13 protein-coding genes and 1 riboswitch are annotated in these 14,715 nt (G+C 57.2%); of the genes, 12 read left to right on the top strand and 1 reads right to left on the bottom strand.

Features of this window, described 5'->3' with window-relative positions:
• Position 1 precedes the first annotated feature (1 nt).
• The 5 genes from DFP98_RS11550 to prmC all read left to right on the top strand — a co-directional run bounded on the left by DFP98_RS11550 (position 2) and on the right by prmC (position 6,295).
• On the top strand, positions 2 to 2,047 hold the full coding sequence (locus tag DFP98_RS11550) for a hypothetical protein (protein ID WP_116060733.1): 2,046 nt from the start codon (positions 2 to 4) through the stop codon (positions 2,045 to 2,047).
• A 39-nt stretch (positions 2,048 to 2,086) separates the two neighbouring features.
• On the top strand, positions 2,087 to 2,602 hold the full coding sequence (locus DFP98_RS11545; RefSeq protein WP_116060732.1) for a YbjN domain-containing protein: 516 nt from the start codon (positions 2,087 to 2,089) through the stop codon (positions 2,600 to 2,602).
• A gap of 185 nt (positions 2,603 to 2,787) precedes the next feature.
• Positions 2,788 to 3,909 (top strand): stalk domain-containing protein, encoded by a 1,122-nt coding sequence (locus DFP98_RS11540; RefSeq protein WP_116060731.1) that lies wholly within the window; start codon positions 2,788 to 2,790, stop codon positions 3,907 to 3,909.
• A 324-nt stretch (positions 3,910 to 4,233) separates the two neighbouring features.
• A complete protein-coding gene (gene prfA / locus DFP98_RS11535) occupies positions 4,234 to 5,310 on the top strand; it encodes a peptide chain release factor 1 (protein ID WP_116060730.1) in 1,077 nt (358 codons plus the stop codon).
• A 13-nt stretch (positions 5,311 to 5,323) separates the two neighbouring features.
• Entirely contained in the window at positions 5,324 to 6,295 is a 972-nt protein-coding gene (gene prmC, locus DFP98_RS11530) for a peptide chain release factor N(5)-glutamine methyltransferase (RefSeq protein WP_246016499.1), read from the top strand.
• A 169-nt stretch (positions 6,296 to 6,464) separates the two neighbouring features.
• Here prmC and DFP98_RS11525 read toward each other — a convergent pair whose 3' ends face one another.
• On the bottom strand, positions 6,465 to 7,379 hold the full coding sequence (locus DFP98_RS11525; RefSeq protein ID WP_246016498.1) for a LysR family transcriptional regulator: 915 nt from the start codon (positions 7,377 to 7,379) through the stop codon (positions 6,465 to 6,467).
• Between the two features lie 133 nt (positions 7,380 to 7,512).
• Here DFP98_RS11525 and thrC point away from each other — a divergent pair, with 133 nt between their 5' ends.
• From thrC to DFP98_RS11490, 7 genes are all read left to right on the top strand, one after another.
• Positions 7,513 to 8,769: a threonine synthase gene (gene thrC / locus DFP98_RS11520; RefSeq protein ID WP_116060766.1), complete on the top strand. Its 1,257-nt coding sequence runs from the start codon at positions 7,513 to 7,515 to the stop codon at positions 8,767 to 8,769.
• Positions 8,770 to 8,852: 83 nt separating this feature from the next.
• Positions 8,853 to 9,506: a stage II sporulation protein R gene (locus DFP98_RS11515; RefSeq protein WP_116060729.1), complete on the top strand. Its 654-nt coding sequence runs from the start codon at positions 8,853 to 8,855 to the stop codon at positions 9,504 to 9,506.
• Between the two features lie 62 nt (positions 9,507 to 9,568).
• The gene (locus tag DFP98_RS11510; protein ID WP_116060728.1) at positions 9,569 to 10,723 is read left to right on the top strand and encodes an L-threonylcarbamoyladenylate synthase; all 1,155 of its coding nucleotides are present in this window, start codon (positions 9,569 to 9,571) and stop codon (positions 10,721 to 10,723) included.
• A 122-nt stretch (positions 10,724 to 10,845) separates the two neighbouring features.
• Complete coding sequence (locus DFP98_RS11505; protein ID WP_116060727.1) at positions 10,846 to 11,406, top strand: manganese efflux pump MntP; 561 nt, start codon at positions 10,846 to 10,848, stop codon at positions 11,404 to 11,406.
• 36 nt (positions 11,407 to 11,442) lie between these two features.
• Positions 11,443 to 12,045 (top strand): low molecular weight protein arginine phosphatase, encoded by a 603-nt coding sequence (locus DFP98_RS11500; RefSeq protein WP_116060726.1) that lies wholly within the window; start codon positions 11,443 to 11,445, stop codon positions 12,043 to 12,045.
• 40 nt (positions 12,046 to 12,085) lie between these two features.
• Positions 12,086 to 12,168, top strand: a riboswitch (ZMP/ZTP riboswitch).
• Positions 12,169 to 12,528: 360 nt separating this feature from the next.
• On the top strand, positions 12,529 to 13,143 hold the full coding sequence (locus DFP98_RS11495) for a TIGR01440 family protein (protein WP_116060725.1): 615 nt from the start codon (positions 12,529 to 12,531) through the stop codon (positions 13,141 to 13,143).
• A 62-nt stretch (positions 13,144 to 13,205) separates the two neighbouring features.
• Complete coding sequence (locus tag DFP98_RS11490; protein ID WP_116060724.1) at positions 13,206 to 14,456, top strand: serine hydroxymethyltransferase; 1,251 nt, start codon at positions 13,206 to 13,208, stop codon at positions 14,454 to 14,456.
• Positions 14,457 to 14,715 lie beyond the last annotated feature (259 nt).

Raw genomic sequence — 14,715 nt, 5'->3', positions numbered from 1 at the left:
AGTGACGGGCAAGGCTCAAACGGTGCAACGTACGACTACGACTACAACGCAACAGCCCCCCTTAAGTAAGCAAGCATCTACGGGGCAGCTTCTTGGCGCGCAGGGTCTTGGACTGGCGCAAACGCTAACGGGGCAAGGCGGCGGAACTTTGCTGCAAATGCAGGGAACAGTCGGCAATCAGGCGACTGCGCAGGCGCTTCAACAGGCCAATGCCGGCTCCGCACCCTCATCATCGTCCAGCGCTCCGGCACAGGAGAAGCCCGCCCGGCTGAACTCCTGGACGGGAGCTTTCATGCGAGATTATAAGGAAGACACATCGACTCCGGGGCAGACCGCCTACGAGGTTCAGGAGCAGACGAAAAAGGGCAGCAAGATCGGCCATCGGAATGAGTTCTACGATCTTGGCATCGACGATTCGACCGGGGAATGGAGAATGATCCGCTCCGGTCAAGAAAAAGGCTTTCTCCGTAAATCGAAGATCTCTTACAAGAGTATGGCGGGTCTTCACGAAGGGCTGGCGAGCGAGAAGAAGAAGCATGGAGCGCAGCAAATCTCCCAAATCGGAAATCCGCCGAAGGAAGACGATGAGGAAGGCCCGATGGATCACGCCGCCGAAGGCGTCGAGCTGTTGATGACCGGACCCGAAGGCGTCATGGATGTGCTGGACGAGAAGATCGACGCGCTGGACGGCATAGAGGATAAAGCGGATGAGAAGGAAAGTCTCGAGCGTGAGAATGCAACAGTCGGAGTAGCAAGCTCCGCCGGTACGCTAGCCGGCGCCGGTCTCGAAGGCTTGATCGGCTTGAGGAAGATCATCAAATCGGCCAAATCGACGGATAAAGAGACCGACGAGAAAGCCTTCGACATTACGGAAGGCGTCTTGGATACGGCGAGCGGAACGAGCGGCTTTGTCGAAGGCGTGTCCGGTCTGGTCAACGATATCGGGACGCTTAAGGGGGCCGAGCTTTCCAAAGCGGAGGCGGTCAGCGATTGGAGCGGTTCAGTCGGAGAGGCGATCGGTGCGATTAAAAGCGCTTTCTTTGCGGTCAAGGACATCTATGAGCTGGTGAAAAAAGCGCTTAGCGACGAGGGAGCAAGCCTGGACGAAACCGTTGAAGGCGGGCTGTCCGCCGTACACAACCTGCTGGAAGCGGCCAAGTCGGGAGTAGAGACGGTTAAGTCGATTCTGGAGATTCTGAAGATGGGAACGGGAGAGCTGTCCAAGGTCATTCCCGGTCTTGGCATTGCGGTCAGCGGAATCTCAATCACGGTTAAAGTGTACAATATGATCAAAGCCAGCATCTCCCAGCGGGAGATGACGACGATCAAGCGGGACTTTAAGAGCAAGTATCTGGAAAAGCACAAAGCCGAACACGGAGACAGCTACAAGGAAAAAAGCTATGTGAAGGAAAACAACTACAGCATAGGCGGTTTTTCGCTGCGCAGCTCGACGGGAACCGATAAGGAGAAGTTGGCGGATCGAGTTAATGAGTTGTCCGTCAAGCAGGATCGCACCCCGGATGAGGATGCCGAACTGAAGGATATACAGGAATATCAGTTGGCCAAGGAAATGAAGTATATCAACAGCAAGCGTCTGACTCGCGGAACGATCCAAGTCGGGCTTGAGATGACCAATATCGCCGGAGAAATCGCGACTCTGAGCGGAGTTGGCGCTCAGGTGGGCATTCCGCTCAAGGCGGCGGCTTCCGGCGTCGGCGTGTCGATGAGCATCGCCCGCAAGGTCAAGCAGTATGGACGGGATCGCGCCTCCCAACAGGGAGCTTGGGGAATTACAAAATCGATCTTCAATGCGGAGAAGTCGTCGGACAAGAAGCAGGCCAAACGCATCGAGCACGCGAATATGATTCTGGAAATGATCGAACAGCTGCCCGAGTATTCGCTGGACGACAAGGTTCAAAAAGAATACCGGCAAGTGGAACGATATTTGGCCGCTACGGGCACCAGTATTCGCGAGCTGCACCGGAAAAACGGCGATGTGAGCGAACAGCGCAAGCTCATCGTGGAAAATATGGCCAAGCGGGAATAAAGCGGCGGCGATTGCAAAGCGAATCGAGGAGGGTGTTGAATGCTTGACGGAGGGAATGCTCGGCTAAAGGATCAGTTGGGTTTGCTGCGGCAGTATTTTGACGAAGCGGGACTGGAAGCGCATTGGGTGGAACCGTCGCAGGATATTCCGATCCCCGTGGTGCTGCTGCCGCTTATGAAGGATCACCGGCAGAGAGACCGCTTTTTGCATTTCAGCTTTGTGCCTCTGGACGAAGAGGATTTGGAAGCCATCGATTTGCTGCAGATTTACACGACGGTTCCGGTAGAATGGGCCGAAGGCACGCGCGAGCAGGTCGAGAAGCTGCTGCCGGCGATTAACGGCAGCTTGGCCATCGGGCACTTTAATGTGACCGGGGATGAAGTGACCTATCGGTATGTGTACAGCGTTCCGGCTAACAGGGAACTTCAGTCCACCGAGGCGTTATCCGTCATCCGCTTGTTTGAAATGATGCTGAACATGTTCGCCGAGGCCGTCGACGACGTCGCTTCGGGGCGATCCAGCTATGCACAGGTAATGAGCGATATTAGCGGCTAAAGCCTTTTACTGAGTAGGCAGAATGGAAACAATATGTGCGACGCTGACCGGGAATGTTCCGGGCGGTGTCGCACTTTTCATTTTTCTCATGAAACATTTGGGATCGGAAGCGCGTCAGTGAGGAGGAAGCAGGAGAGGGACGTCGACATCGACGCTTCATCGATATTCCGGAAGGAGAATGTAGAATGCAAAAGAAGAAGCTGTTAGTGGTAATGACTGCCGTGGGACTGTTGGGGACAAGCGCAGGCGTTGGGGCAAGCGGATTGGTCAGCAAAGTGACCGGGGTGTTCCATAAAGATATTGCAGTATCCGTCAACGGGGACCAGACGTCTCTGCACCCGGTCTACATTCAAGGCAAAGCGTACTTGCCGGCGCGCGAGATGGCGGATGAGCTTGGTTATACGCTCAACTGGAATTCAAAAACGAAAAACATTCAAATTAATTCTAAGGAAGAGCAAGCGGTGGAATATGCGAGAATGCTGGGTGTGATTGTGGACGTCGTTCCGACGGACAAAGAGGGACAGTACCGGGTCGAGGTGCTCGGCTATGGGGACCAGCGCTGGATGATTCTATATGTCGATAAAGACACCGAGCTAGCGGACGAGAGCGGCAAAGCCGTTGGCGCCGCCGACCTGAAGGCGGGAACGCGGATTATGGCGGAGTTCGGTCCGGCTATGGCAATGAGCTACCCCGGACAGTCTCATGCGCATAAAGTCGTTGTCAGCGCACAAACGCTTGTCAAGGAAGACGTCATTCAGTCTATTGAGAAAACTGAAGACGGCTGGCAGGTGAAGTTCGGCGAGACGAAGGACGGACAAACGACGACATCGATCGTGCTGAACGCAGGCAAGGAAACGAGCGTGATGACGACCCAAGGCATCGACGTTCCGTTCGCTAACCTGAAGGCTGGAGACAAGGTTCGCGCCTATTACGGCCCGATCATGACGAAGAGCCTGCCTCCGCAAAGCCCGCTGCACTTCCTCGTCGTACTGTCCGACAAAGAGCAGCTTGCTCCGGCGACAATCGAGGAATATCGCGAGCTGAGCTGGAAGAACATGCCGGCCGACCAGAAGTCGCATGTAACGACGAAGAAGGAAGACGCTCGGGTTGAGGAAGTCGATTCCGCCAAAATTACGGTGATGATGTCGTCCGACGAACAGAAGAAGAAGCTGGCCGAGATCCAAGCTGCTAACGGCAAGCTGATCTCCATCGTCTATAACACGGATCAGGACGCTTTGATTGGACCGATCGTCATGATTTTCGATCCGGAGTCCAAAACGTTGCTGGGATTCCTTCCGCGGAAATAATTCGGGAGCCAGAGGCTGACCTATAAGCCAACCGAGTTGCTCTGAAAGATAATCGATGACAAAGATGCAAGGGGTATGTACCTCCTTCCGATGCTATACGCTCATGAAACCTGAATGGGTAAACCCGTGATAAGGTGGTTTCAGGAGCGTATGAGGCAGTCTCCAGGAGGTACATACCCCTTACTTTGTATATCGATCATCTTAAGCAGTTTTGCTTATAGGCCAGCCTCTTTTCGTCTCATCGGGTCCCATTCCGCACGAATTTGCTATCGTGTGTTATAATAGGATGATGTACACACTGCAAGTGAGCGGAGGATGAGGATAGTGCTGGACCGTCTGCAAGTTTTGGCGGATCGATACGAGAAGCTTAACGAACTGTTGAGCGATCCGGATGTGGTAAACGACTCGACGCGACTGAGAACGTATGCGAAAGAGCAATCCGGACTTGAGGAAGCGTACCGCGCTTATGAGGAATATAAGCAAGTGCTGACGCAGCTTCAGGATGCGAAAGCCATGCAGGAAGATAAATTGGACGACGAGATGCGCGAGATGGTTAAGCTCGAGATCGAGGAGTTGGACGAACGGCGCACCGAGTTGGAGGAGCAAATTCGTTTCCTGCTGCTGCCTAAGGATCCGAACGACGGCAAGGACATTATCGTGGAAATCCGCGGTGCGGCCGGCGGAGAAGAAGCGAACTTGTTTGCGGCCGAGCTGTATCGGATGTACGCGAAGTTTGCGGACAGCCAAGGCTGGCGTACGGAGATGCTGGAAGCGAGCGTGAGCGATCTCGGCGGCTTCAAGGAAGTTATTTTCTCGGTCAGCGGACCGGAAGCTTATCGCAAGATGAAGTACGAGAGCGGAGCGCATCGCGTACAGCGGGTTCCGGAGACGGAGTCCGGCGGTCGCATTCATACGTCTACTTCGACGGTTGTCGTAATGCCGGAGGCCGAGGAGCTGGACATCGTAATTCACGATAAGGATATCCGCGTCGATACGTTCTGTTCCAGCGGAGCCGGCGGGCAATCGGTTAACACGACCAAGTCGGCTGTGCGCGTTACCCACGTGCCTACGGGCATCGTGGCGACCTGTCAGGACGGCAAATCGCAGAACGACAACAAGGATAAGGCGCTGCAGGTACTGCGGACACGGATCATGGACGTCAAGCGTCAGGAGGAAGAAGCCAAGTATTCCGGGGAACGCAGGGAGAAGATTGGGACGGGCGACCGGAGCGAGCGGATTCGCACGTACAATTTTCCGCAAAGCCGGGTGACGGATCATCGGATTGGCCTGACGCTTCACCGTCTGGAGTACGTGCTGAACGGCGATATGGACGAGATCGTCCAAGCGCTGACGCTGGCCGAGCAGGCCGAAATACTCGAACGTGAGCAGATGAAGCAATAATGGAGGGCTGGGCGTGAGCGTGGAACAAAATGCTGGCCGCCCGCCGACGTTGGGAGAAGCTTGGCGAGCGGGCGCGAATCGACTGGGGCAAGCAGGAGTCGAGGAAGCGAACGCGGATGCGGAGCTTCTTCTTCTTTATGCGCTCGGCATCGGGAAGGCGGAGCTGCTGCGGGATTGGCGGGAGCCTTTTCCGGAGGGGAAAAGTAGAACTTGGTTGGAGCTGTTGGAGCGACGGGCGACGGGGCTTCCGGTGCAATACGTGATTGGGGAGCAATATTTTTACGGGCGGGCATTCGAGGTGACGAATGCGGTGCTTATTCCGCGCCCGGAGACGGAACTGCTGGCCGAGGCTGTGCTGCAGGCAGGCGATGCTCTGTGGCCCATAGGGCGCGCGAGCGAAGCAAGGAGCTCGGCGCAGAAGGATTGGGCGAATGGAGCGGAAGAAGCAGGTCGCACTTTTCCTGTCGTGTTGGACGTCGGGACGGGAAGCGGAGCGCTAGCGGTGACGTTGGCGGCGGAGCGTCCGACTTGGCGGGTGAACGCGTCCGACTTGTCGGATGCGGCGCTGCAGGTTGCGCGTTCGAACGCTCGTAAGCATGAGGCGGGCGAACGAATTTCGTTCGTACAGGGGGATCTATTGCAGCCGTTTCTATCATCGGCTCCGGGGGGAGGATTGGCCGTCGATATTCTCGTGTCCAATCCTCCGTATATCCCTTCGTCCGACATTCCCGGCTTGCAGCGCGAGGTACGCGACCACGAGCCGCGTCTGGCTCTGGACGGAGGCGAGGACGGGCTGAATCCGTATCGGACGATGGCGGGGCAATTGAAGGATCTGCCGCAGCTGCCGCGGATTGTTGCCTGGGAAGTCGGCGCTGGCCAAGCTCGAGACGTGGCCGAGCTGTTAAGGGCCGCAGCAGATTGGACCGAGATTCGCTTCGTAACGGATTACGCCGGTATCGAGCGACATGTCGTGGCGATTCGATAAGCGCCTCCCGCCGAAACATAAAAAGCGTATGATGAGGTTCAAATTGGCGCGCGTGACGGTCTTAAACGGCCGGCCGGAGCCTGACTCGCCCGAGTCGATGGAGAAATCGGGTCCAAGATGACGGGTGACTCTGTAGATTGGCACTTAGGTGGGGAATCGGGACAAATGGTTAATCAAGAAAGTCCGCAGGTGCGAGTCCCACTTCCGATGAAAAAATCTCTAGGAACCTTGCCGCGATAGCGGGTAAAGGTTCTTTCCTTGTGTACAGGCTGATCGAGTTGGTCAGCCGGACGTCCTCGACGCGGATTCGCCGCAAGGAACCGCGTTCGACGGCCTCTCGCGCCTCCAGAGCTGAAAGAAAGGCAAGTCCGTAGCCGTCGGAGACGACCCGAATGAGCTCGCTGAACCCGTTTATTTCCAGACCGACGCGAGGCGGCGGCAGCCCGCGAAGGCGGAACAGCGAGAAGAGCTGCTCGCGGGAGAAGCTTCCCGACTCGCGCAGAGCGAACGGCTCTTCGGCAAGCTCGGCTAGAGAGACGCTCTTGTCCGCGAGCTTATGCTCCTGATGAACGACAAACCACATCTCGTCCTCCAGCCAGGGCGTACCCTCCAGATCGGCGTGCTCGCGCCGATTTCCTCCGCCAATAAAGGCGATGTCCGCTTCGTATCTTAGCAGCAGGTCGAAGATCTGGTTTGAACTGGTTGTCTTTAACGCGACGTCGACTGTCGGATGTCCGCGCTTAAAGTCCGCAATCGGCCTGGGCAGCAGAAAGTTGGCTGGCAAATAGGTGGCAGCGATTCTAAGCGTACCCTCCTGTCCCTGCCTGTACTCCTCCAGCATCGCTTCGATACGCCCCTCCAGAGAGAACAGTCTGCCCGCTTCGCTCGCGAGTCGAGCGCCAACCTCAGTCAGGCGTACGCCTCGGCCAAGCGGAGACAACAGCTGCAGTCCCAGTTCCTTCTCCAGCTTCTTGATTTGCGAGGTGACGGCAGGTTGACTGATGTTAAGCTCCTGCGCCGCCTGAGTAACGCTCCCAAGCTCCGCAGCTTTCAGAAAAAGTCGCAGCGCGTGAAGATTCAACATTTTCTCGTCCCCTCCTAATCTATATCATAATTGAAATTTATGAAAACCCAATTATAATATATTAGTTTTATGAAAAACTCTCCCTTATTCTAAGTCTGAAAGCAACTTCAGGGAAGAGGGAGAGATGGTCGAGATGGCGACGATTGCATGCTACGATTGCGGAAAACGGCACGAGGAAGAGGATGCGGGATATCGCTGCGAATGCGGGGGGCTGCTTGAAATTATTCATAAATTCAAAGGTGTGGATACGGAGCGTCTAAAGCGTATTTTTCACGAGAGACTGTCCGAAAGAACGGGACCTTACGCGAGCGGCGTGTGGCGGTATAAGGAGCTGATCTATCCGGATCTGCCGGAGGAGGCAATCGTGACGAAATACGAGGGGAACACGGGATTGTACCGGTCCGAGTCGATCCGGCTGGCGGTCGGAATGAGGGAGATTTGGCTGAAAGCGCAAAGCGAAAATCCGAGCGGCTCGTTCAAGGACAACGGGATGACCGTCGCGGTATCCCATGGCAGAGCGCTTGGTTATAGTCGTTTTACATGCGCGTCGACCGGAAACACGTCGTCCTCTCTGGCGATGTACGCGGCGTTGGCGGGCTGCGAATCGTTCGTGCTTGTTCCGAAGGAGCAGATTTCGATCAACAAGGTGCTTCAGACGCTGGCGTACGGGGCAGAGACGATCGGCTTCGACGGAACGTACGACGACGGCATTCGTTTCTACGAGCGATATGGACGGGAACTGGGCTGGTACATCTGCAATTCAATTAATCCATACCGGATCGAGGGTCAGAAGAGCATCGTCTACGAGCTGGCGCAGAGTATGGATTGGCGGCTTCCGGACTGGATCGTCCTTCCCGGAGGGGCGCTTAGCAATGTTACGGCGCTTGGAAAAGGGCTGAAGGAGCTTCTGGCCTTAGGGTTTATCGAGCGAATGCCGAAGATCGCCGTGGTTCAGGCCGAAGGGGCGAGCCCGTTTCATGCGATGAGGATCGAAGGAAGGCGGGAGCTCGTTCCGTTCGAGAGGCCGTCTACGATCGCGACCGCGGTAAACATCGGGCATCCTCCAAGCTGGAAAAAGGCGCGGGATTTGCTGGAGAGCATCGGGGGGACGACCTGTTCCGTAACGGACGGAGAAATTCTCGAAGCGAAGCGGTTGATCGATCGGAGCGGCATCGGCTGCGAGCCTGCGTCGGCGGCGACGGTTGCGGGCTTGCGCAAGCTGGTCGCGAGTGGGACGGTGGATCGAGACGAGACGGCCGCCTGTATTCTTACGGGCAATTTGCTTAAGGATACGGACATTTTGCGGCATACGCTTTGGGAGGATGCAGAGCGCCGTACTTTGACTACCAAACTTAATATTGAAACTATTAAAGGATGGATAGGTTTATAGATTTCAAATCCGGACATACTGATGGCTAAGACGTTCCGGAACGCATAGCGCTGCACCGACGGGTGCGACAAGGAGCGGTAACTATGCGTAAGAGCCATCATTTCTTTTCCTTTATCAAAGTTGTTCTGTTGATCGTAGCTGTAGGTTTCGGTTTGCTTGCAACGGTAGGTCGCTATGTCGAGGCTAATTCGGGAGATGGAATTCCCGAGGACGCTATCCGCATTCGTATTATCGCCAATTCCGATAAAAAAACGGATCAGTCCGTCAAAAATAAAGTGCGCGACGAGGTCGCCGCTTACATCCAAACGTGGGGCGGCATGCCCGACACTCACGACAAAGCCTATGCGCTAATTAAAAGCCATATGGCCGACATTCAGCGCATCGTAGACGACAAACTGGATGAGCTTGGCGTTTCCTATGGGGGAGCAGTTGAACTCGGAGAGGTGCCATTTCCCGAGAAAACGTTCGAGGGAGAGCGTTACGAGGCGGGCAATTACGAAGCGCTGAGAATTACGCTGGGCAAAGGCAACGGGACCAATTGGTGGTGCGTGCTGTTCCCGCCGCTCTGCCTGACGGCTGCTGTTGCGAAGGACGATCCCGGAGCATCGGCGGAGGCGCGCGCAGCTTCGGCCGGAGGATCTTCCGCGGACGCGGGAGACGAGGAGCCTAAGGCAAAGTTTTTCCTGTGGGAATTGCTTGAGAAGCTGTTTGCGTTTCTCGGCTCCTTGTTCGGCTAACCCGACCTTAGCCAGTGTGCTATAATAACGTAAACGCCCTGAAGACAAGGATGATCGGCATCATGAACATAGAGACGAAGTACTGGCCCGCGGAGCTATCGCGGGCCGGCATCGAGGAAGCCGCCACGGCGATTGCCGCAGGCGGCGTTGTCGCGTTCCCGACCGAGACCGTGTACGGTCTCGGCGGGGACGCAAGGAGCACGGAAGCGGTGGGGCGGATTTTTGCGGCCAAGGGCCGCCCGTCCGACAATCCGCTGATCGTGCATCTGGCGCACGGCGCAAGCGTGGCCGGCCTGGTCAAGGAGATCGGCGCCGTCGAAGCGGCGTTGATGGACGCTTTCTGGCCGGGGCCGCTCACGCTGGTGCTGCCGGTGCGAGAGGGGGCGGTCTCGCCGCTCGTGACGGCTGGGCTGGACACGGTCGCCGTGCGGGTTCCCGCGCACGATCTGGCCAGGGAGCTGATTGAGCGGGCGGGCTGCCCGATCGCGGCGCCGAGCGCCAATCGCTCCGGACGTCCGAGCCCGACGCAGGCGCGGCACGTTCTGGAGGATCTGAACGGGAGAATCGACGGAGTGCTGGACGGCGGGGCGACCGGGGTCGGCGTGGAATCGACGGTCGTGCGGGTCGTGGACGGTATGATTCATATTTTGCGGCCGGGCGGCGTTACGCGGGAGCAGCTGCGCGATGCGGTCGTCGGACTGGCGATCGTAGCGGAGGAGACGAAGGAGGAGGCGCGAGCGGAGAGACGGGCGGCAACCGCGGCGGTGGGAGTTGGAACGGAGGCCTCTCTCTCCTCAAGAGGCGAGCAAGGCTCGTCCCGATCCTTTGCGACCGACGCGGAAGCGCCGCGCTCCCCGGGAGTCAAGTACGCGCATTATGCGCCGCAGGGCGAAATGCTGCTCGTTACGGGTGCGTTCGAACGGCTGTCCTCGACCGTGCAGGCCCAGGCGCGCCAAGCCGCGGACGCAGGGAAGCGAGTGGCCGTGCTGAGCTGTTCGGAACACGCCGCGGGCTACCGGGCGGACATTGTCTACGACTGCGGCCCTCGCAATGAACCCGGGAAGGCTGCGCAGACTTTGTATGCGACGCTGCGCGAATGCGATGAACAGGGCGTCGATTATATCGTCGCCGAAGGCTACCCCGAGGACGGGATCGGCGCTGCGCTGATGAACCGGCTGCGCAAAGCCTCCGGAGGACGCGAGATCGAAGCCCGCTAACGGCCGGCATTCCTCCCTTTTGCATGATCGCCGTCTTGTCCGCATATGTTGTGGAGAGGGACAGGCGGCAAGCTTGCGCCGCGATAACTCGCGGCGTCGGTTGAATGCAAGGAGGGACAAGCATGGTTGACGTGTCTGCGGCAACCGGTCAGGCGCTGACCATTCTGGTGATGGCGGTCGCTTTGGGCATGGACGCGTTCTCGCTAGGGATCGGCATCGGTTTGAAGGGCGTGCGGCTGTACGATATTTTGAAGCTGAGCACGCTGATCGGCATTTTCCATGTGCTGATGCCGCTCGGCGGCATGTATACGGGGCAATACGTCAGCGAACTGCTCGGAGGGATCGCCACTTCCGCAGCCGGAGCGCTGCTGCTTCTGCTTGGAGGACATATGGTGTACAGCTCCTTGCGCGGGGAGTCGGTGGATTCGATCAATCATCGTACCTTATGGGGGATGCTCGTATTTGCATTTAGCGTGAGCGTCGATTCCTTTTCCGTCGGGGTATCCTTGGGGATGTTCTCTGCGCATGTGTGGCTAACCGTGCTGATGTTCGGGCTGTTCGGCGGAATGCTGAGCGTGTTCGGACTGATGCTCGGGAGAAAAGCAAGCCGGAGCCTGGGAGGATATGGCGAGGCGCTTGGCGGTGTTATTTTGTTCGGATTTGGTCTATTATTTCTGATATAGAGAGTTATCCATCAACTATGCAAGCAGGGGGAGAATATGAATCGGGTTTTGATCGTATGCACGGGCAACACTTGCCGTAGTCCCATGGCCGAGGCGATCTTCAAGGATTTGGCCGCGCGCAGCGGCAAGCCGCTCGAGATTCGCTCCGCAGGCATAGCCGCGGCTAACGGCTCGCCGATTTCGCCGAATGCGGCGGAGACGCTCAAAAGGCGCAAACTGGAGATACCCGGAACTTCGACTTCGTTAAGCGCGGAAGAGGTAGTCTGGGCCAACCTCATCCTGACGATGACGGCCGGGCACAAGAGGGCGATTCTGGAACGTTATCCCGAAGCGCTGTCCAAGACGTTCACGCTGAAGGAATATGCGCTGCGCGGAGATCCGGTTATGGACGATGTGGCGGAGGCGGAACGGATCTATTCGGAGTGGCAGGTAAAGCAGCTGCTCGGCGAGCCGATGACGGACGAGGAGAAGGTACGGCTATTCGAGCTGCAGCGCCGAATTCCGGACTTCGATGTCGCCGATCCGTTCGGAGGCCCGTTGTCTCTCTATGAGCGGACAGCCGACGAAATCGAGGATATTTTATTGATGCTGATCGACAAGTGGGACCGGGATCGCGGAAATTCGCGAGCCGGTGATTGATTTTTTTGCGAAGCTTAGGTATGATGATCCTATAACTTCAAGATTCCGATGTAACTGGCGACGACAAGTGGAGTATACCACGGTGGAGCATCGGAATGACGGCCGGTCGCCTGGGCGAAGAGCAGCGTGCTATAAGCGCGCTTGCTCTTTTTTGTCTTTTTACCTCTTGAAGAGGTTGTTCGAACTTGGTTTGAAGCCGACCGGGACGCCGGCTGGAGGCGTTAATGCGGCATCGTTCGACACCCGTCCTATGTTTGAGCCCGGTAAATTCAGGTATAATACCTGTATTGTCGTCTAACGGAACAACTGTGCGGCTAGGGCATGTCTGCAAACCCGCTCGGGGGCGTCTTTCACCGCCTGCTTCGTCACTTTTGCTTGACGTACCCCCGGTAGGCCTTCACAAAAGTTCCTTGCATGGGACGAAAATTCGGCAAAATCTGCTGCCCTCGGAGTAGGCAGACACGCCCTAGGAGGATGGCAGGTATGACTGCGGAGTCTCGTTCGATCGCCGATCAAGCGGAAATGTTGATGGACGAATTGGTGAGGATGGGCAAGCTCCGTCCGGGCCAGATTGTCGTGCTGGGAGTCAGCACGAGCGAAGTGCGAGGACAGCGCATCGGAACCTTCGGGGCGGAGGAGGTTGCGAGCCTGATTCATGAAGGGGTCGAACGGGTGCGGGCGCGCGTCGGGGTGCATGTCGTCTGGCAATGCTGCGAGCATCTGAACCGGGCGCTCGTAGCCGAGCGGCGGCTAGCCGAAGCTCAAGGCTGGACCGAGGTGGCTGCGGTTCCCGTCCCCAAAGCGGGCGGATCGATGGCCGCCTACGCTTATCGCCGACTGGAGGAGCCCTGTCTCGTCGAGGCGGTGCAAGCCCATGCCGGCATCGATATCGGCGAGACGCTCATCGGGATGCATCTTCGTCCCGTCGCCGTGCCTCTCAGGCCGTCCATCCGCGAGGTTGGGCACGCTCGGGTTAACATGGCCGCCACTCGGCCGAAGTTGATCGGGGGCGCAAGAGCCGTATACGAGCAGGATGGCCGCGATGCTTCCATAGCGGGAGAGTCTGGCGGCAGTCCCTCGTCGCCTGCTTGCGATTAACGCTTTATCGAATGAGCAAAGGAACAAAAAAAACGGACTACAAAACGGGAGGAATAGCTATTATGTTGGAAAATTTGCGCAATCAAGATCCGGAGATCGTCGAAGCCCTGAACCTGGAACTGAAACGTCAACGCGACAACATCGAACTGATCGCTTCCGAAAATATCGTCAGCGAAGCCGTTCTCGAAACGATGGGCACGGTACTGACGAATAAATATGCGGAAGGCTACCCGGGCAAGCGTTACTATGGCGGCTGCGAATACGTCGACATCCCGGAGCAAATCGCGCGCGATCGTGCGAAGGAACTGTTCGGAGCCGAGCACGCCAACGTGCAGCCTCACTCCGGTGCTCAGGCGAACCTGGCCGTCTATCTGGCCGTTCTGAAGCCGGGCGATACGGTACTGGGCATGAATTTGGCGCACGGCGGCCACTTGACGCACGGCAATCCGGCGAACGCGTCCGGCCTGCTGTACAACTTCGTCGCTTACGGCGTTAACGACCAGACGTTCACGATCGATTACGAAGAGCTGCGCAAGGCGGCGTTTAAGCACCGTCCTCGTCTAATCGTTGCAGGCGCATCCGCTTATCCGCGCGCGATCGATTTCGAGAAAATCGGCCAAATCGCCAACGACGTAGGCGCGCTGTTCATGGTCGACATGGCGCATATCGCAGGTCTTGTAGCCGGCGGCGAGCACCAGAATCCGGTGCCGTACGCGCACTTCGTTACGACGACGACGCACAAGACGCTGCGCGGTCCTCGCGGCGGCTTGATTCTGTGCCGCAAAGCTTGGGCGGCGGCGATCGACAAAGCGGTATTCCCGGGCACGCAAGGCGGTCCGCTGATGCACATCATCGCGGCTAAAGCGGTCGCGCTCGGCGAAGCGCTCCAGCCTTCGTTCAAGGATTATGCGCGCAACGTTGTCATCAACGCCAAGGCGCTGTCCGAAGCGCTTGTCGCCGAAGGTCTGAACATCGTATCCGGCGGCACCGACAACCACCTGATGCTGATCGATACGCGCAACTTGAACATTACGGGTAAAGAGGCGGAGCACGTGCTCGACTCCGTTGCGATTACCGTTAACAAGAACGCGATTCCGTTCGATCCGACCAGCCCGTTCATTACGAGCGGCATCCGTCTCGGCACGCCGGCCGTTACGACGCGCGGTATGGACGTCGAAGCGATGAAGACGATCGCCAAGGTCATCGCTCTGACGTTGAGAAATACGAAGGACGAAGCGACGCTGGCGCAAGCCCGCAAGATGGTCGCCGATCTGACTGCGCAGTATCCTTTGTACCCGAACCTGGCGTACTAATGCTTTGGTTGCATAGAATATAAGCACAAGCCCTCTTGCTTCCTGACCGGAAGCCGGAGGGCTTTTTTTGCGTTCCGGTGTCTTTTTCGAGCTAAGCGCGTGGGGAGGACATGACCCTAGGTGACCAAAACGATGACAAAAACGATGACGGCGGTCACTTACCGGCATTACAGAGAGCAAACTATAATACTCCTCGAAGGATGTCGAAGCTTGACCGCGCACGGTCGCTTAATTATGCAGCCTACCGAAACGGAGGAAT

This window comes from Cohnella phaseoli (assembly GCF_003386235.1).
Taxonomy (GTDB): domain Bacteria; phylum Bacillota; class Bacilli; order Paenibacillales; family Paenibacillaceae; genus Cohnella; species Cohnella phaseoli.
The sequence above is the reverse complement of the archived record's forward strand: the minus strand, read 5'-3'. Positions and strand labels throughout refer to the sequence as shown.